Source organism: Sorangium sp. So ce1153 (genome assembly GCF_051521595.1).
Classification (GTDB): Bacteria; Myxococcota_A; Polyangia; order Polyangiales; family Polyangiaceae; genus Sorangium.
This window is the reverse complement of sequence record NZ_CP150361.1, coordinates 12,125,295-12,142,710: the sequence shown is the minus strand read 5'-3', so window position 1 is coordinate 12,142,710 and position 17,416 is coordinate 12,125,295. Positions and strand designations below refer to the sequence as shown.

Genomic DNA, 17,416 nt, shown 5'->3' with positions numbered 1-17,416 from the left:
GAGGTCGTGAGCGGCGCGTTGCGGCTCACGCTCCGCCGCGGCCGCGCCGTGATGCGGTGCGAGGGAGCGACGTAGCGACGTTGACGTGGCGCCGGCCGCGCGCAGCCCGGCCGGCGCCCATCCAGAGAAACGCGCGCCGCCGTGCGCGGCGCGCCTTGGCTCGGCTCGTCTTGTCGACGAGCGTGCGAGGAGGACGATCGTGTATCCACGGCTCGCCATCGAGGCGGCAGCGCAGTCGGACGTGGGGCGGCGACGGAGCCACAACGAGGACAGCTTCGCGGCGCTGCCGTGCCTCGGGCTGTTCATGGTGGCCGATGGCCTGGGAGGCAGCGCGGCCGGAGAGGTGGCGTCGCGCATGGCGATCGAGGTGGTGAAGAGCTGCTTCGAGGAGGACGAGGACCTGGAGGACACGTGGCCCTACGGCGCGGCGCGGCCGCAAGATCGCGACGAGGTGCGGCTCGTGCTGAGCGTGCGGCGCGCCAACCGGGCGATCTACGAGGCGAGCCGGCAGCAGGAGGCGAACCGCGGCATGGCGACGACCTTCGCGGGCGTGCTGCTCGGGCCCGGGATGGCCTACATCGCGCACGTGGGCGACTCGCGCGTGTACCGGATGCGCGGCGGAAAGCTGGAGCGGCTGACGCGGGACCACACGCTGCGGGAGGAGCTGCTCCGGGACGGCGACGGCGCGCTGGCCGCGCTCGAGGCGCTGAGCGACCGGGCGAGCGCGGTGACGCGGGCGCTCGGGTGCGACGAGAGCGTGGCGATCGAGTCGCGCGTCGAGGCGACGGCGCCGGGCGATGTCTTCTTGCTGTGCTCGGATGGGCTCTGGGGGCCGGTGCCCGAGGGGCGGATCGCAGGGGTCCTCGAGGCGCACCAGGAGCTGAGCCTCGCGGCGAGCCTGCTGATCGACCTCGCGAACGAGCACGGCGGGCCAGACAACGTGACGTGCGTGCTGGCGCGCCTCGGAGGCGGGTGACGTGATGGGCGGCAACAACGGAGCACCAGAAATGAGAAGAATGCGACGCTGAACGCAATGGAGTGCATCGCGCAGTTTGCGGGATCCCTGGCGGAAGGAGATCGACACGCGCCCTGGTCGAGCGCTACGTTCCTGCTGGCCGCGGCGACGCGGGTCGGCGGGCTGTCAGACGCTTGCAACACGGCCACCATCATGGGTGCGTGGCGTGACGAGGCGCCGGCGGAGAAGCCGATGATCTGCTGGACAGAGTCCAATCCGTGCCGGACCTAAAGTCTGGATGTCCTCCAAAGGTCGCAGACGGCAGCCCGACGCAGCAGATCCTCCTTATTCCGCGCCTTCGCGCAACGCTCGCGGTAGCAGCAGTCCTCCACCGAGCATCGAAGGTCAGTGACAGACACGGACGAACGACATGATCCGACCGCCAGCTCGCGAGCAAGCGAGCCAGCGCCGCGCGGCGGCCACGCCGACGATGCACGGCTGTTCGGTCCCGAGGCCGTCGCGAAGCTGCGCGCCGCGTTCGAGGAGGTGACGTGGCTCCTCGGCCGCGGCTATCCGCTGCGCACCGCGATCCGGACCGTAGGCGACCACCACCAGCTGGCCGCTCGCCAGCGCCTCGCGCTGCAGCGATCCGCGTGCTCGGACGCGCAATGCGCCTCGCGCCTCGCGCGCCGCGCGCCGGCGTCGTCGCTACGGGGCGCGGAGGCGGGCATCGACGGCTTCAACCTGATCATCACCCTGGAGGTCGCCCTCTCGGGCGGCCTGCTCGTGCGCGGCCCGGAAGGGGTGCTCCGTGATCTTGCGGGGCTCCGCGGCAGCTACGCGCCGATCGCCGAGACGGACGCGGCCATCGATCGCCTCGGCGCCGCGCTGTCCGGCGCCGGCGCGGCGCGCGCGCGCTTCCTTCTCGACGCCGCGGTCCCCAGCTCGGGGAAGCTGCGCGCGCGGATCCTCGATCGCCTCGCTGGCGGGCCCTTCGCGCTCGAGGCGACGCTCGTCCCCGATCCCGACCGCCTCCTCGCCGGGGCGGCCGGCGTGATCTCGTCCGACAGCGTCGTCCTCGAACGCTGCGCGCAGTGGATCGACCTCACGGGCGAGATCCTGGCCGCGCGCGCGCCGGCGGCGCGCGTCGTCGACCTCGCCGCCGGCGTCGTCGACCTGGCCCCCGGCGGCATCGACGTCGTCCCTCGCGGAGGAGCGCTCGACTCCTGAAGGGCGCAGGAACGCCGGGGCCTCGGGGCGCGGGAGCGCCGGCCTATGAGGGCGGCGGGGCCCGCTGCGCTAGCGGGAGGGCGCGAGCGTCCTCGTCTGCCAGGCCACCTGGGCTGCGAGCCCCTCGCGCAGCGGAACCCGGGGCACGTACCGGAGCGCCGCCTGCGCGGCCGCGGTGTCGGCCCATGTGTGCCTGACGTCCCCGGCCTGCGGCTGTCCCCGCTCCACGCGCGCCGGCCCCGCGATCTCCCCGAGCATCCCGAGCGTGTCGTTCAGGCTCACCCGCGAGCCGCCGCCGATGTTGAACACGCCGACGGCGGCGCCCTCCATGGCGGCGACGTTGGCCTGCACCGCGTCGCTCACGTAGGTGAAATCGCGCGTCTGCTCGCCGTCGCCGTGCATGCGGACCGTCTCGCCCCGCAGGATGGCCGAGATGAACCGGTGAAACGCCATGTCCGGGCGCTGCCTCGGGCCGTACACGGTGAAGTACCGGAGCGAGACCGTGGGCAGCCCGAAGTTGCGCCGGTAGAGCTCGCAGAGGTGCTCGCCGGCCAGCTTGGTCACCCCGTAGGGCGAGTGCGGCGCGGTCCGGCTGGATTCGCGCATCGGGACCTCCTCCGTGTCGCCGTAGACGGAGGACGACGAGGCGTAGACGAGCTTGCGCACCTGGCCGTGCGTCCTCGCCGCCTCCAGCAGCCGCTGGGTTGCGAGCACGTTGTCGTGCAGGTAGCCCTCGAAGCTCAGCCCCCAGCTCGGGCGCACACCGGCCTGCGCCGCCTGGTGGAAGACGACCTCGCGATCCGAGAGCAGCCGGCGGAGGTCGGCGGTCGCGAGATCGACGGTCGCGAGCGAAAAGCGCGGCTCGCCCCGCAGCCGGTCCAGGTTCCCCTCCTTGATGTCGCGGGCGTAGTAGTCGGCGAAGCGGTCCACCCCGAGCACCTCATGCCCGAGCTCGATCAGACGCTCCGCGAGGTGTGAGCCGATGAAGCCGGCCACCCCAGTCACCAGACAACGCATCCGCCTCCCGTCCTGGTCCCGCCGTGCCGCGGCCCCGCGTCCTCGTTCAACCGCCCAGAGGCCTCCCGTCCCGGTCCCGCCGCGTCGCTGCGCGGCGCGGCGATGCTAGCACCTGAAGCCCGCCCATTGGACCAACGCAGCCCGCCGCGCGAGCAGAGCGCAGCCTGCTGAGCCCGCAGCAGGCGAGCAAGAGGCGTCAGGAACGCGCTTCTTGCAGCTTCTCGCAGCTTCTTGCAGCTTCTTGCAAATTCCCCCACCGTTCCGATGCATATTTCTGAATCTGGTTGCGCCTACCCGCCCGGCAGGCGAGTCTGGCACGCGCTCGAGCCTCCTGGATTTTCTGTTCCAAGGCGTCCGAGACGGGCAGAAGGCCAGCTGTCGCTTATGGGAATCGTTGTCCAGCAGCTCACGAAGCGGTTCGGTCCGAACAAGGTGGTCGACGACGTCTCGTTCGAGATCGAGAGCGGCGCCCTGGTAGCGCTGCTCGGGCCGAGCGGGGGCGGCAAGAGCACCGTCCTCCGCATCATCGCCGGGCTCGAGAGCCCCGACGCCGGCGAGGTGATCCTGAACGGCAAGAACGCGACGAACACGCGCGTACAGGACCGGAACATCGGCTTCGTGTTCCAGAGCTACGCCCTGTTCCGGCACATGACCGTGCGCGAGAACATCGGCTTCGGCCTCACCATCCGGAAGCGGCCCCGGAAGGAGGTCGACGCCACCGTCGACGAGCTCCTCAGCCTCGTGCAGCTCGCGGGGCTCGGGAGCCGGTTCCCGCACGAGCTGTCCGGCGGCCAGCGGCAGCGCGTCGCGCTGGCGCGCGCGCTCGCGCCAGGCTCGTCGCTGCTGCTGCTCGACGAGCCGTTCGGGGCGCTCGACGCCAAGGTGCGCCTCGAGCTGCGCGAGTGGATCCGCCGGCTCCACAAGGAGCGGGGGATCACGAGCGTCTTCGTGACCCACGACCAGGAAGAGGCGATGGACCTCGCCGACCGGGTCATCGTGCTGCACAAGGGGCGGGTCGAGCAGATCGGCACGCCCGAGGAGATCTACGATCGACCGGCGACCGAGTTCGTGGCGAGCTTCGTCGGGTCGATCAACGTGCTCGACGGCCAGGTGCGCGACGGCCAGGCGTCGCTCGGGACCCTCGCGGTGCACGCTCCCCCGGGGACGGACGACGGCGCGAGCGTGCGCGCCTTTGTGCGGCCGCACGACATCGAGCTCCACACCCGGGTCGACTCCTCGGACCCGCCCCGCTCCGACGACGCGAGCCTCGCGCGCGTCGAGCGGCTATCCCGGGTCGGGTGGATGGTGAAGGCGGAGCTCCGCCTCTCCGACGGCCAGCCGCTCGCCGTCGAGCTGACCAAGGACCGCGTCGCCGAGCTCGGGCTGTCCGAGGGAGACAGGGTTCTTGTAAATCTCCGTGACGCCAAGATCTTCGTGCAGGATTATTCCATCTAGCCACCGGGCCGACGCTCCGTCTGGCCAGGCGGCCATCAACGGAGGGCGGCCAGGTGGGTTCAATCTTCGACAACATCGCGGCGACGATCGGGCGCACGCCCCTCGTTCGCTTGAGCTCTGCGGGCAAGGGGCTGCGCGCCTCGCTGATCGGCAAGGTCGAGAGCCGGAACCCTGGCGGCAGCGTCAAGGATCGCATCGGCCTCGCGATGGTCGAGGACGCCGAGCGGCGCGGCAAGCTGACGCGCGGGAGCGTCCTCGTCGAGCCGACGAGCGGCAACACGGGCCTCGCGCTGGCGATGATCGCCGCGGCCAAGGGCTACCGGCTGATCCTCACGATGCCCGAGTCGATGAGCCCCGAGCGGGTCGCGCTGCTCCGGGCGTTCGGGGTGGAGGTGCTGCAGACGCCCGGGTCCTTGATGGTGCAGGCGGTCGCGCGGGCGCGCCAGATCGTGGAGGAGACGCCCGGCGCGGTGATGCTCCAGCAGTTCGAGAACCCGGCGAACCCGGCCGCGCACCGCGCGACGACCGCGCGCGAGATCTGGGAGGACACGGACGGCGCGGTCGACGTCGTCGTCGCCGGCGTGGGGACCGGCGGGACGATCACCGGCGTGGGCGAGGTGCTCAAGGAGAAGAAGCCGGGGGTGAAGATGATCGCGGTCGAGCCCCGGAACGCCGCCGTGCTGAGCGGCGGCCGCGCGGGGGCGCACCTCATCCAGGGCATCGGCGCGGGCTTCGTCCCGAAGATCCTCCGGCGCGAGCTCATCGACGAGGTGGTGCCCGTGTCCGAGGACGAGTCGTTCGACGCCGCGCGCCGGCTCGCGAAGACCGAGGGGATCCTCGTCGGCATCTCCGGCGGCGCGGCGATGGCGGCGGCGCTCTCGGTCGCGGCGCGCGACGAGATGCAGGGCAAGAACATCGTGGTGGTCCTGCCCGACGGCGGGGAGCGGTACGTCACCTCGCCGCTGTTCAAGGAGCTCATCGGGCACGGCCGGGGAGCCGCGCCCCGCTAGCCGGCGGGCGGAACCAGGGCAAGGCAGCCGCGCATCGGGTCGCCCTCCCTGCAGGCGCAGGGCGCCTCTCGCTGCGGCCGCTGCGGAGCTGGACGGCGCAGGGGGCGCCGCGGGGCACGGATGCGAAGGTCGCCGCGGCGGCGAGATCACTCGATACGGATGCCGACGAGGACCTTCATCCACACCCCTTCGGGAGGGATCGTCTTCGTCAGATCGATCTCGCCGTGCCAGTCGACATGCACCGTGTAACCGTCGTTCTCCTCGTCCTCATAGAAGAACTTCCGGATGTCGTCGTGATAGACCCGATCGAGCGGGACGATGCGCTCCCCGGTGGGCAGCGGCGCCTTCCTGGCGACCACGGTGGAGACGTCGTCGACGACGGCCTCGGCGGTGATGCTCTTGATGAACGTCAGGTCGGGCACGTTGTCGTCGCGCGCCTCGAGCCGGATGAACATGAGCTTGGCGCCGTCGACGGAATTTGGATCCTGAGAGACGGAGACCTCGCTCCACCCGGAGAAGTCCGACTGCGAGGTCGGCTTCACGAGGAACTTGGTCTCCACCTCATGTTCGCCGGCCACCGTGGCGCAGGCGCTCGCGCCGAGCGCCAGAGCCGCGGTGAGCGCCGCGCCTGTGCGCGCGGACAGGCAGAGCGAGGCAAGTGCACGGCTACAGCTTCGGACAAGCATGTTCATCCGTGAAACATAGCATGGCGATGTCGGGCGCCCGGGGATCGAGCCATGTTTCGCCGTGCGTCCGCGGCGCCCCCGGACGCTGTCCCAGGCCCGAGGGTGACCGCGTCGAGATCGTGTCTCGCCACGACATGTCGAGTTCACGCGGCCACGCGGCCATGCGGCCACGCGGCCTCGCGGCGCGCGGCGCGGACGCCTGCCGCACCTCGGCGCTGCCGCGCGCCGCGGCCCGATCGACGCGCGGCGCGCGGCCGGCTATGGTCGTCGCCCGAGGGCGACCAGATGGCGGCGGAATCAGGCGCAGGTGTTGACGGAGGGCAGGGCTCGGCCCCTGCCTCCTTCGAGGCGAGGCTCGAGCTCGCGCAGCAGACGAGCGCACGGCTGCGCGAGGCGATCGGGCAGGCCGTCGTCGGTCAGGGGGACGTCATCGAGCAGACGCTCTGGGGCATCATCGCGGGAGGGCACGTCCTGCTGGAGGGTGCGCCCGGGCTGGGCAAGACGCTCCTCGTCAGGACGATCGCCGCCTGCCTCGATCTCAGGTTCTCGCGCATCCAGTTCACCCCGGATCTCATGCCGAGCGACGTGACCGGGACCAACGTGCTCGTCTCGGCCGCGGACGGCTCGCGCCACTTCTCGCTGCACCGGGGGCCGATCTTCGGGCAGGTGATCCTGGCCGACGAGATCAACCGGGCGACGCCGAAGACGCAGAGCGCGCTGCTCGAGGCGATGCAGGAGCACGCGTGCACCATCGCCGGCACCCGGTACGCCATGGAGGAGCCGTTCTTCGTGCTGGCCACCGAGAACCCGATCGAGATGGAGGGGACCTACCCGCTGCCGGAGGCGCAGCTCGATCGGTTCCTGCTCAAGGTGCTGGTACCGAGCCCGACCGAGGACGAGCTGACCGAGATCCTCGCCCGGACCACGGGCCACGATCGCGGGCCGCCGCCGCGGGTGCTCACCCGCGACGACGTGCTCTCGCTGCGCTCGCTGTGCCGCGACGTCGCGGTCGCCGAGCCCGTCATGCGGTACGCGTCGCGGCTCACGCGGGCGAGCGACCCGGTCGCCGAGGGGGCGCCCGAGATCGTGCGCAGGGCGCTCCGGTTCGGCGCCGGGGTGCGCGGCGCGCAGTCGCTGGTGCTGGCCGCGAAGGCCGTGGCGTTGCTCCAGGGCAGGGCGCACGTCGCCTTCGCCGACGTGCAGCGGGTCGCGAAGCCGGTGCTCCGCCACCGGATGATCCGGTCCTTCGAGGGCGAGGCGGAGGGGATCACGACGGATCAGGTGATCGCCGCGCTGCTCTCCGCGGTCGAGGCGCGCCCCGAGCCCGTGGCCCAGGCGATCCGTCGATGAGGCGCGGCGCCGAGGCGCGGGGGAGGGCAGGACAGTCCGCTGCCCTGGCGAGGGTCGCGGCCGGCGCGGCGTGGCTCGCGGCGCTCTCGACGGCGTGGCCGGCGCTCGGCCAGGCGCCGGCGGCTTCGAGCGCGCCGGAGCTCGTCGTCGACGCGGCGCCGGTGTTCGGGACGAGCGGCGGGATGCCCTGGGGGTGGAACCAGGTCGTCGTGCGCCTCCAGAACAACGGCGGCAAGGCGGCCAAGGGCGAGGTCGAGGTCGCGTCGACGCGCTACGGCGAGCAACGCGTCTTCGTCGCGTCGGCGCCGTACACGGTCGCGGCGGGCGCCTCGATCCACGTGCGCGTGCCGGTGCAGGTGTCGCCCTTCGCCGACGTGCAGGTGCGCGCGCTCGACGAGGGGGGCGCGCAGGTGTCGTCGCACGCGCTCCCGTCGACCTCGCAGCGCGCGGTGGTGCTCTTCGACGTCAGCGAGGCGTCACTCGTCCGAGGGGGGCTCCACGAGGCGCCGGTCGCGCCGCTGTACCTGCCGAGCGGCCGCGGCCCCGGATCGTCGCCGAGCCCTGTCCTGTGGGTCGGGCAGCCGCGCTACGACGGCGCGACCGGCGATCCGCTGCTGCCGGACCGGGCGGCCCTGTACAGCGCGGCGGACGCGGTGCTCATGCGCACCGACACGCTCTCGCGGCTGAACGGCGCCGAGCTCGAGGCGCTCGCCGGCTACGTGCTCTCCGGCGGCACGCTGGCGCTGGCCGTCGCGCGGCCCGAGGATCTGCGGCACCCGACGCTCGCGGCGTTCGTCGGCGGCGAGGTCGCGCGGGCGGGCGTCGCGCCGCCCACGCTCGAGGAGATCGTGCCGCCCGGCGCGCCCAGCGGCTTCGGCAAGCAGGGCAACGCGCTCCTGCCCGCGCCGACCGCGAGCCCCGCGGTGGCCGAGGCGCTCTCCGGCTGGTCGGGCGGCAACCTGCGCGGGAGCCCGTACGGCAGCTCGGCCTTCTACGGGCTCGGCGAGGTGCACCTGCTCGCGTTCGATCCCACGCGCCCGCCCGCGTCCGGCGATCCCTGGGCGAAGATCCGGGTGGCCGATCTCGCGCGCCGCGCCTACGACCGCCGCTCCACGGTCGCCTTCCGGCCGGGGGAAGAGGCGATGGGGCTCGATCTGGACCCGGTGCGCCGGGAGCTCGATCCGAACGAGAGCTCGCGCTGGGCGATCGGGGTCTCCGCGCTGCTGCTCTGCCTGTACGCGGTGCTCGCCGGCCCGATCAACTTCTCGCGCGCCGCGAGGCAGGGGAGGCCGCTCCGCGCGCTCCGGCACCTGCCCGTGTACGCGGCGGTCACCTTCGCGGTGATCGTCGGCGTGGGCCTGCTCGCGAAGGGGGTGCGCGGCAGGGCGCGCCACCTCACGCTGATCGAGGCGGGGGCCGGCATCACGAAGGGGGCGGTGCGCCGGTTCCGCGGCTTCTTCGTGCCCCGCGCGGAGGAGCTCACCGTCCGCACGACCGACGCGAGCGGCGTGATCAGCACGGCGGTGCTGGCCGAGCTCGCGGAGCGGCGCGATCGGCTCCTCGTGGAGCGCGACGGGGCCCGGCTGACGCAGGTCGCCGCGCTCCCGTGGCAGACGGTGATCGTCCGCGAGGACGGCGTCGCGCCGCTCGGGGACGGCATCGCGATCATCGCCGAGCCGAGCGGCGACGTGGTCGTGAGCAACCGGAGCGGCCGCGACCTCCGGGGAGGCGTCCTGTGGTTGCCGGCGGGGGTGGCCCGCTACTTCGCTCGCATCAGGGACGGGGAGAAGGTCTCGTCGCGCGCCGGGGTCGACCTCGGGGCGCGGAGCGACGGGCAGAGCTGGCTCTCGCATGTGAGCTTCGGGCGGCGGGTCGGCGGGATCGACATCCACGACCTCGGCGGGGGCCTGCTGGTCCCCCTGCTCGAGCCCGACGCCCCCGGGCTCGGCGCCGCGTGGCTGGCCATCGAGGAGGCGGCCGGCAGCGCGGTCGACTGGTTCCCGGCCGGCGTGCCCGTCCTGTTCGGCCAGCTCGACGGCGGCGAGGGGCGCGCCAGCGACTCGGGGCTGCGGCTAGAGAGCGACCGCGTGCTCGTGCGGATCGTCGGCTACGGAGGTCGGCCGTGAGCGCCGCGCTTCCCGGGGCTCCGCCTCCCGAGCCGCGGGTCGAGCGGCCTGCGCCGACGATCCGCGTCCGCCACCTCTCGCACCGCTTCGGCGCGCTGGACGTGCTCAGGGACGTCACCTTCGACGTCGGTCCCGGCGAGATCTTCGGCTTCATCGGGCCGAACGGCGCGGGCAAGACGACGACGATCCGGGTCATGGCGACCCTGCTCGAGCCGATGGCGGGGCGGGTCGAGATCGACGGCGTCGACGTCACGATCGACCCGGCGGCGGTCCGCCGCAGCATCGGGTACATGCCGGATCACGCCGGCGTCTACGATCGGATCACCGTGCGCGAGTACCTCGAGTTCTTCGCGGACGCCTTTCGCGTGCCGTCGCTCGACGTCGTCGACGCCGTCCTGGAGCTGACCGACCTCGGCAAGATCCAGGACCGGATCGTCGCCACGATGTCGAAGGGGATGAAGCAGCGCCTCCAGCTCGGGAGGATCCTGCTGCACGACCCCAAGGTCCTCATCCTGGACGAGCCGGCGAGCGATCTCGATCCGCGCGCGCGCATCGAGATCCGCGACCTCTTGCTCGAGCTCCGGAGCCTGGGGAAGACGATCTTCCTCTCGTCGCACATCCTCACGGAGCTCTCCGACGTGTGCACGTCGATCGGGATCCTCGAGAAGGGCCGCCTCGTCGTCGCCGGCCCGATCGGGGAGATCGCGGCGCGCCTGGAGGCGGTGCGCGCCGCGCAGGCGCACGGGCACGCGCCGCCGCGCCACGCCGTCGCGCCGGGCGGATACGCGGCGCCCTACGCGGCGCCCGCGGCGCACGTGCACAGCGCGCCGCCGCCGTACGAGCCCGGGGCGCCTCCTCCCGGCGCCGCGGCCGGTCCTCTGCCGGCGGCCGCTCCGCCGCCCGGCTACGCGCCGCACCCGCCCCACGCGGCCGCGCCGGCGAGCGCGGGGCAGGCGGCGGCCTACCCCGCGCTCTCGCCGCTGCTCTCTCGGCGCAAGGTGAAGGTCCGGGTCCTCGGCGAGCCCGAGGCGGCGGCCTACCTGCTCCGGGGCGGTCCGGGGATCGCCGACGTCGATATCGTCGCGGGCGCCGTGCACGTCGGCTACGTCGGCAACGACGTGAAGATCGCCGAGATCGTCCAGCACCTCGTGCGGAGCGGGATCGGCGTGATCGGGGTCGAGCCGGAGCGCAACGAGCTCGAGCGGATCTTCCTGGAGGTCACGCAAGGAGAGGTGCAGTGAGCGTGCAGACTGCCTCATCGCCGCCCGGCGGTCCGTCGCCGCGGCGGCTCGTCGATCGGGCGCGGGACCGCGCGGGGCGCCTCCTCGGCGAGCCGAACCCGATCTGGATCCGCGAGCTCAAGCAGGCGGCGCGCCTCTCCCGCACGCCGGTCATCCTCCTGGTGTTCGCCGTGATGATGACGCTGCTCATCGCGTCGCTCGGCGGCATCGTGTCGAGGGACGTCGCGCCGGCGAAGGCGGGGGTGATCCTGTTCCAGGTCTTCTTCTCGCTCGCGTACTTCGTGGTGGCCCTGGTCGGGCCCGCGGTCGCCGCGAACAGCATCGCCTCGGAGCGCGAGGGCCGGACCTGGGAAGCCGTGCTCCTGACGGGCATCCCGCCCGGCGAGATCGCTCGCGGCAAGTTCCTCGCCGCCTACACGGCGATCTCGATGTACGTGGTGATGCTCGCGCCGGTCGGGGCGCTGCCGTTCCTGTTCGGCGGGATCACCGCGATGGAGGTGGTGATCGCGTTCCTGTTCCTGTTCCTGATCGCGCTGCTCAGCGTCGCCTTCGGCCTCGCGATCAGCTCGAAGATGGCGAGCCTGCGCGCGGCGATCCTCGTCACGCTGCTGCTCGCGTTCCCCCTGTCGATCTGCCTGTTCGCGGCGGCGGGCGCCGGGCTGTCGTACGCGGCGCACATGGCCTGGCCGGAGGTGCCCGAGGGCCCGCCGATCTGGCTCCCGGTCGCCTACCAGCGCGCCCCGTTCGGCCTCGACTACGCGCTGTTCCTGGTCGTCGTGCCGATCGCGGCGATCGTGGTCCCCGCGTGGTTCCTGTACCAGGTGACGGTCGCGAACCTCACGAGCGAGAGCGACGATCGCTCCTCCGGCCTGAAGACGTGGTTCGCGGCCTGCACGCCGGTGGTCGCGGCCGCCGCGGCGGTGCCGGCGTTCTCGGTGGACGCGCACGAGCGCATGCCCACGATCATCGCGGGCATGAGCGCGATGTTCGCGTTCCTGACGTTCTGCGTGTTCCTCTTCGCCGGCGATCCGATCGGCCCGTCGCGCCGCGTCGAGGTGCACTGGGCCCGATGCCGCGCCAGCCGGCTGCGTCGCTTCTTCGGCCCCGGCATCGTCCGATCGGCGTACCTCCTGCTCGCGGCGGGGGTCACCGCCGTCCTCGCGCTCTGGGCGGCCGGCCACCGGCTCGTCCTCGGCGCGGCCATCGCGGAGCCGGAGGTCTCGGCGCGGCAGCTCGGGTACTTCGCCATGTACGCGCTCGCCTTCTACGTGTTCCTCGTCGGGCTCGGCGCGTTCCTCCGCGCGCGGACCGCCGCGCCCATGATCGCGCGCGTGCTGCTCCTGACGCTGCTCTTCGCGATCGCGGTCGGCCCGTGGATCGTCGCGGCCATCGCCGGCCTCATCGCGGAGCTCGGCACGAGCGAGAGCGCCCTCCTCGTCGCGGCCCCGTCGCCGTTCTACGCCTTCGCGATGATCGCCAAGGCCACCCAGGGCGACCCCGGGCCCGTCGTGATCGTCGGGTACGCGGCTGCCGTCGGCTGGCTCGTCATCGGCCTCGGCCTGCTCGCCGCGGCGCGGGCGCGCTGCGCCGCGGTGATCGCGCAGCGCGACGCGGCCTTCGCCGAGACGAGCGCGCTCCTCGCCCAGGAGGACGAGGCGGCCCTCGCGGCCGAGCAGGGGGCGCCGGCGCACGCAGGTGGATCAGAGCGCGCCGAGCCCAGGAACATCGCGGGCACCGCCGCTTGAGCGCGCCCTCGCCCCCGCGCGGCGCTCTGAAATCGGACGTGTGCGCCAGGTTGTGTGGAAATTTTGAATTCGATTCGGGAATGCTTCAGGATGCGCCTGCGCGCGGCTCTGTCGAAATCTTGAGCGCTCCGGGAGGGCGTGTGAAAAGAGCGTCCGCGCGCTCGAGGTCCTGGATCGAGAGGGACTATCGATCCTCGCGTGGCGCCGCGACGGCGGCACCACCTCGGCCCGCGGAGGATGGCCTTGCCTTCGCACGACGACGGCCGTTGGGCGGCGCCCGAGCTGAGCGATACCTTGCTGTACGGCACGCCGTACCGGCCTGTGCGGCGGCTCGGGCGAGGCGGGATGGGGGAGGTGATCGAGGCCGCGCACGTGGGGCTCGACAAGCCGGTGGTGGTGAAGCTCCTGCACCGCGATCTCAACCGCGAGCCGCGGCTGGTGGAGCGGATGCGCGTGGAGGCGCAGTCGCTGGCGCGGCTCGCTCACCCCAACCTGGTGACGGTCACCGACTTCGGTCGGACGGCCGAGGGGCGGACGTTCCTCGTGATGGAGCGGCTCTACGGCCGGACGCTGCGCGAGGAGCTGGCGGCGCGCGGCGCGCTGCCGGCGCTGGAGGCGCTCGACCTGGTGACGCAGACGCTCGCGGGCCTCGCCGCGGCGCACGGCGCGGGCATCGTCCACCGCGACGTGAAGCTCGACAACCTGTTCGTGTGCGACGCGGACGCGCAGGGGCGGCGCATGGTGAAGGTGCTCGACTTCGGCATCGCCAAGGTGGTCGCCTCGGCCGGCGATGGCCGCGCGCCGGCGCCGTCGCTCTACCAGACGGAGGAGGGGGTGCTCGTCGGCACGCCTCGTTACCTCTCGCCCGAGCAGGCCTCCGGGGTGGCCGTCGACGCCCGGACCGACGTGTATGCGGCGGGCGTCGTGCTCTACACGTTGCTGGCTGGTCGCGGCCCGTTCGAGCACGTGCGGCCGCTCCACGAGCTCCTGCGCGCTCACGCGAGCGAGATCCCCGCGCCGCCGTCCCGCTACGCGCCGCGGCCGGTGCCGCCGGAGCTCGACCGCGCCATCATGAGGGCGCTGGAGAAGCGCCCGGAGCTCCGCTTCCCGAGCGCCGCGGCGTTCGCGGCGGAGCTGTCGCGGATCGCTGCGGCGCTGGGCGACGGCGTGGAGACCGAGGCGCTCCTGCCGCCGTGGTGCTGGCAGAGCACGGCGCCGCTGACGGTGCCGCCGGTGCGCGCGTTCGTCGCACCCACGTTGAGCGCGACCGTGGAGGCGTTCGGCCTCACGGCGCCGGGCGGGGCGGTGCAGCCCGCCGCCCGACCTGCGCTGCCGCGTCCACCGACGGCGCCCGGGGCCGGGGCGAGGCGCGCGCGCCGGAAGCCGGGACGCGCGGCGCCGAGCCACGCCGTCATGGCGATGCTGGTGGTGAGCGTGGTGCTCTTCGGCTTCGCCCTGGCGTTGCTGGTGAGCGTCGTGGGCTGACGGGCGGCCGCGGCGCCGCCGCTGTGGTTGCCAGGAACCTCACCCGGCGCGACGAAATCGCTACCATGCTGGCCGTGGATGGACGGGGTGAGGGGCGCTCAACCTGGGTGCTGGGGGCGGGGCGTCACGAGCGCAGGTGGCGGCTCCACCTGGGCGGGGCTCAACCTGGGTGCGGGGCTCAACCTGGGTGCGGGGCTCAACCTGGGTGCGGGGCTCAACCTGGGTGCGGGGCTCAACCTGGGTGCGGGCACGGTTGCAGGGGGGTGCACAAAATCGAGACCGCGGCATCAGCGAACGCACGACGGCATGGTCACGGGCAGCATCCCATGATTCCAGGGAAGCGGCAGGATGGTGGTCACGGTCAACTTCGCGCCCGACCGGCCCCTGGACCTACGCCTCGACCGTACGCCTCGACCGTGGTTGCGGGTCTCGACCGTGGTTGCGGGCCTCGGGCGGCTCCTTCACGCCCCCGACGGCAAAGGCACCCGATGCCGGTGCCTCCCTGGGCCCCGCCGGTGTATCGGTGCGGAGAGGTCGTGATGCTTGGGTGCATGGTGGCGACGGCCGGGTGGGGTATCTTCGGGGCTATGCCGAGGCCCTGCCCCCGAGCGAGCTCCAAGGTGTCGCGCTCCGGCCAGCGCGCGTTCCACGCTGGCCCGCGGCGCCCCCGCGCTCGCCGGAGCGCTGCCGCGGCACCCGCCGCGCCGTATGTAGGGCAGCGGTCGAGGCAGATCGCCTCGGGAGCGCGCCCATGACAAGGCGGAGCCTTGGACCGGGGGCTCGATGCGCTGCTGCCCACGCGGGGCAGCAGCGCGGCTTTTGCGCGTGGCGAGAGGGGCAGGCATGACCAACAGGAACGCGAACAAGAGCTCGCCAGGGCAGCCGGCGGGTCAGGGCTCTGCGGGCGACCCCGCGCCGCAGCCGCAGCCGCAACAGCCGCCGATGCTGCCGCAGCAGCCGCCGCGCGGGTACGACGCGCCGAACTTCCTGCCGCAGGAGCACCCGTCGCTGGCGCAGCAGCGGGCCCTCTCGCAGGACCCGCGCCGCAGGCCTGACGAAGGGGCGCTGGGCCCTGCGGCGCCCCCCGCGGAGCGGGCCATGCCCTGGGGCGAGCCCAGGCCGCGTCGCCGGCAGGATCGCGAGGCGGGGCCGAGCGACAAGCAGGTGTACGTTCCTCCGGTCACCCTGCCCCCAAACCGAGAGCACCAGGCCATGGATTTGCAAAAGATCCAGGTGGCGCCGTCGCTCTTGAAGGGCGTTGACGAACGGAACCGGCCGACGATGCGCAGGATCCCTGTGCACGGCATGCCGGGGGCTCCCGAGGGGCAGGGCGGCGCGCGCCCCGGCGGCGTGCGCACGGCCCGCGTCGGCGTGGGCAGCGGCGTCTGGCCTCCGCCGGAAGAGACGGCCCGGAAACAGCGGCCGCTTGCGGCGCCCGTTCCCCAGCCCGTCGCGGCCGCTCCGCGGGCGGGTGTGCCGCCGCAGGCAGCGCAGCCCGATCCCGCTGCCGCCGCCGCCGCCGCCGCCGCCGCGCTCGCAGCGCGTCGCCGCGGGGCTCCGCTCGGGCTGTTCGCGCTGCTCGTTTTTCTGGGGAGCGCGACCGTCGCGGGCTTCTGGGTGCTCTGGCGCGCCGCCAATCCGACGAGCCGTCAAGACGCGACGCTGGCCGAGGACGCCCGCGGGCCAGCGCCCGAGCCCGGCGTCGTGACGCCCGCGCCGAGCGCGCTGCCCGAGCAGCCGCCTCCAGCGGCGTCGCCTCCGGTCGCGACCGAGCAGCCACCTCCCGTCGCGGAGCCGTCGGCGCCTGCCGCGACGGGAGCCCCGTCTGCGTCCGCTGCAGTGGAGCCGAGCCCTTCGTCCGCGCACGCCGGACCGGTGGCCGTTGCCCGTCCGCCCGCAGCGCGCCCTGCGCCGCAGGTGAAGCGCCCGTCCAAGCCTCCCGCCACGCCGGAAGACCCCTACGAATCGACCGCGAGCAATCCGATCCCGCCCCAGCCCCTGCCGTCTGCGCCCGCCGCGTCGCCGTCTGCGCCTCCCGGGACGACCGCACCCCCGCGTCCATTCCCCTGAGAGTTGCCTCTCTCCGGATTGCAATCGTCCCGGCAGCCATCATGCGAAAGCCATTCTCCAAGTTCTCCCCTCCGTTCCTCCTTTGTGCGGCGGTCCTCTTGGCGCCCAGCATTGCGGGCGCGGCCGGCAAGGCTCGGCTGATGCCCACCTCTCCGACCGATGGCCCTCCTGCGACCTCGATCGCTGGCGAGCGCGCCGCGCAGCTCTACCGGGAGGGGAACCAGTTCTACGACGAGGCGAGGTTCGTCGAGGCCGAGGCGCGTTATCAGGCGGCGTGGGATCTGCAGCAGAGCTTTGACGTTGCGGGCAATCTCGGGAACGTCGAGCTCGAGGTGGGTCAGCCTCGCGACGCGGCCGAGCACCTCCAGTACGCGCTCGATATCTTCCCGCTCGGCGAGAGGGCCGAGAAGAAGAGCTTCCTGGAGAAGCGGCTTGCCGAGGCCAAGTCGCAGGTCGGTACGCTCCGGATCAGCGTGAACGTCGATGATGCCGAGGTGCTCATTGACGGCAAGCTCATCGGGCGGTCGCCCCTTGATGCTCAAGTGTTCGTCGACCCTGGCAAGCGCACCATCGAGGCACGCCGCGCCGGCGCGAGGACGTCGACGTCGCTGCTCGTCGCCAGGGGTTCGGACCAGCGCATCGCGCTCAGCCTGGACACGGGCCAGAACATCCCGCTGGTGGTGGCGGGGGGAGCGGTCGGGCTGCTCGGGGTCGCGTCGGGCGTGACCTTCGCGATCCTCTCCACGGCGAAGGGGCGGTCTGCGGCGGTGGAGCCGTCCGGCAGCGCGAGGCGCCTCGACCTGCGTGACTCGCAGACCACGCTCGCCAACGTCTCGTTCTGGAGCTTCATCGGCGGCGGCGTGGTGCTCGCCGGGACCGCCGTGTACGCGCTCACCACCTCGAGCCGCACGCCAGCCCCGAACGCCGCGCTCAATCGCTTTCACGCCGCGCCCCTCGTGACCTCCGATGCGAAGGGCTTCCTGCTCGGCGCGAGCTTCTAGCTGGCGCCTCGCGCCAGAGATCTTGCGAGGTCCACCAGCGCGTTC

13 protein-coding genes are annotated in these 17,416 nt (G+C 72.9%); 11 read left to right on the top strand and 2 right to left on the bottom strand.

All coding sequences use genetic code 11. The annotated features are described in order from the left end of the window. The first annotated feature begins 199 nt into the window (after nt 1–199). A complete protein-coding gene (locus WME85_RS44180) occupies nt 200–976 on the top strand; it encodes a PP2C family protein-serine/threonine phosphatase (protein WP_437830244.1) in 777 nt (258 codons plus the stop codon). Nucleotides 977–1,363: 387 nt separating this feature from the next. Beyond that, nucleotides 1,364–2,185 (top strand): DUF434 domain-containing protein, encoded by an 822-nt coding sequence (locus WME85_RS44175; protein ID WP_437830243.1) that lies wholly within the window; start codon nt 1,364–1,366, stop codon nt 2,183–2,185. A 69-nt stretch (nt 2,186–2,254) separates the two neighbouring features. Here WME85_RS44175 and WME85_RS44170 read toward each other — a convergent pair whose 3' ends face one another. After that, the gene (locus WME85_RS44170) at nt 2,255–3,202 is read right to left on the bottom strand and encodes an NAD-dependent epimerase/dehydratase family protein (RefSeq protein WP_437830242.1); all 948 of its coding nucleotides are present in this window, start codon (nt 3,200–3,202) and stop codon (nt 2,255–2,257) included. A 384-nt stretch (nt 3,203–3,586) separates the two neighbouring features. Here WME85_RS44170 and WME85_RS44165 point away from each other — a divergent pair, with 384 nt between their 5' ends. Continuing rightward, a complete protein-coding gene (locus WME85_RS44165) occupies nt 3,587–4,657 on the top strand; it encodes a sulfate/molybdate ABC transporter ATP-binding protein (RefSeq protein WP_437830241.1) in 1,071 nt (356 codons plus the stop codon). A 53-nt stretch (nt 4,658–4,710) separates the two neighbouring features. Continuing rightward, nucleotides 4,711–5,667, top strand: coding sequence for a cysteine synthase A (gene cysK / locus WME85_RS44160; RefSeq protein ID WP_437830240.1), 957 nt, complete (start codon nt 4,711–4,713; stop codon nt 5,665–5,667). 146 nt (nt 5,668–5,813) lie between these two features. Here cysK and WME85_RS44155 read toward each other — a convergent pair whose 3' ends face one another. Beyond that, complete coding sequence (locus tag WME85_RS44155) at nt 5,814–6,359, bottom strand: hypothetical protein (RefSeq protein ID WP_437830239.1); 546 nt, start codon at nt 6,357–6,359, stop codon at nt 5,814–5,816. A 279-nt stretch (nt 6,360–6,638) separates the two neighbouring features. On the opposite strand from WME85_RS44155, the gene WME85_RS44150 reads away from it, so the two are divergent. The 7 genes from WME85_RS44150 (at nt 6,639) to WME85_RS44120 (ending at nt 17,371) form a co-directional block, all read left to right on the top strand. Then, nucleotides 6,639–7,703 carry an AAA family ATPase gene (locus WME85_RS44150; protein ID WP_437305081.1) on the top strand — a complete coding sequence of 355 codons (1,065 nt, stop codon included), beginning with the start codon at nt 6,639–6,641 and terminating at the stop codon, nt 7,701–7,703. Beyond that, nucleotides 7,700–9,829: a hypothetical protein gene (locus WME85_RS44145; RefSeq protein ID WP_437830238.1), complete on the top strand. Its 2,130-nt coding sequence runs from the start codon at nt 7,700–7,702 to the stop codon at nt 9,827–9,829. Before WME85_RS44150 ends, WME85_RS44145 begins: the two co-directional genes overlap by 4 nt. Next, on the top strand, nt 9,826–11,070 hold the full coding sequence (locus tag WME85_RS44140) for an ABC transporter ATP-binding protein (RefSeq protein ID WP_437830237.1): 1,245 nt from the start codon (nt 9,826–9,828) through the stop codon (nt 11,068–11,070). Before WME85_RS44145 ends, WME85_RS44140 begins: the two co-directional genes overlap by 4 nt. Continuing rightward, a complete protein-coding gene (locus tag WME85_RS44135; protein WP_437830236.1) occupies nt 11,067–12,815 on the top strand; it encodes an ABC transporter permease in 1,749 nt (582 codons plus the stop codon). Before WME85_RS44140 ends, WME85_RS44135 begins: the two co-directional genes overlap by 4 nt. Before the next feature lie 237 nt (nt 12,816–13,052). Next, entirely contained in the window at nt 13,053–14,300 is a 1,248-nt protein-coding gene (locus WME85_RS44130) for a protein kinase domain-containing protein (protein ID WP_437830235.1), read from the top strand. 843 nt (nt 14,301–15,143) lie between these two features. Beyond that, on the top strand, nt 15,144–16,370 hold the full coding sequence (locus tag WME85_RS44125; RefSeq protein WP_437830234.1) for a hypothetical protein: 1,227 nt from the start codon (nt 15,144–15,146) through the stop codon (nt 16,368–16,370). Nucleotides 16,371–16,510: 140 nt separating this feature from the next. Then, nucleotides 16,511–17,371, top strand: a complete 861-nt coding sequence (locus tag WME85_RS44120; protein WP_437830233.1) for a hypothetical protein — start codon at nt 16,511–16,513, stop codon at nt 17,369–17,371. Nucleotides 17,372–17,416 lie beyond the last annotated feature (45 nt).

Coding starts and splice junctions, on each gene's coding strand:
- WME85_RS44170 (WP_437830242.1), bottom strand. CDS start 3,202: ATGCGTTGTCTGGTGACTGGGGTGGCCGGCTTCATCGGCTCACACCTC.
- WME85_RS44165 (WP_437830241.1), top strand. CDS start 3,587: ATGGGAATCGTTGTCCAGCAGCTCACGAAGCGGTTCGGTCCGAACAAG.
- WME85_RS44155 (WP_437830239.1), bottom strand. CDS start 6,359: ATGAACATGCTTGTCCGAAGCTGTAGCCGTGCACTTGCCTCGCTCTGC.
- WME85_RS44150 (WP_437305081.1), top strand. CDS start 6,639: ATGGCGGCGGAATCAGGCGCAGGTGTTGACGGAGGGCAGGGCTCGGCC.
- WME85_RS44145 (WP_437830238.1), top strand. CDS start 7,700: ATGAGGCGCGGCGCCGAGGCGCGGGGGAGGGCAGGACAGTCCGCTGCC.
- WME85_RS44130 (WP_437830235.1), top strand. CDS start 13,053: ATGGCCTTGCCTTCGCACGACGACGGCCGTTGGGCGGCGCCCGAGCTG.
- WME85_RS44125 (WP_437830234.1), top strand. CDS start 15,144: ATGACCAACAGGAACGCGAACAAGAGCTCGCCAGGGCAGCCGGCGGGT.
- WME85_RS44120 (WP_437830233.1), top strand. CDS start 16,511: ATGCCCACCTCTCCGACCGATGGCCCTCCTGCGACCTCGATCGCTGGC.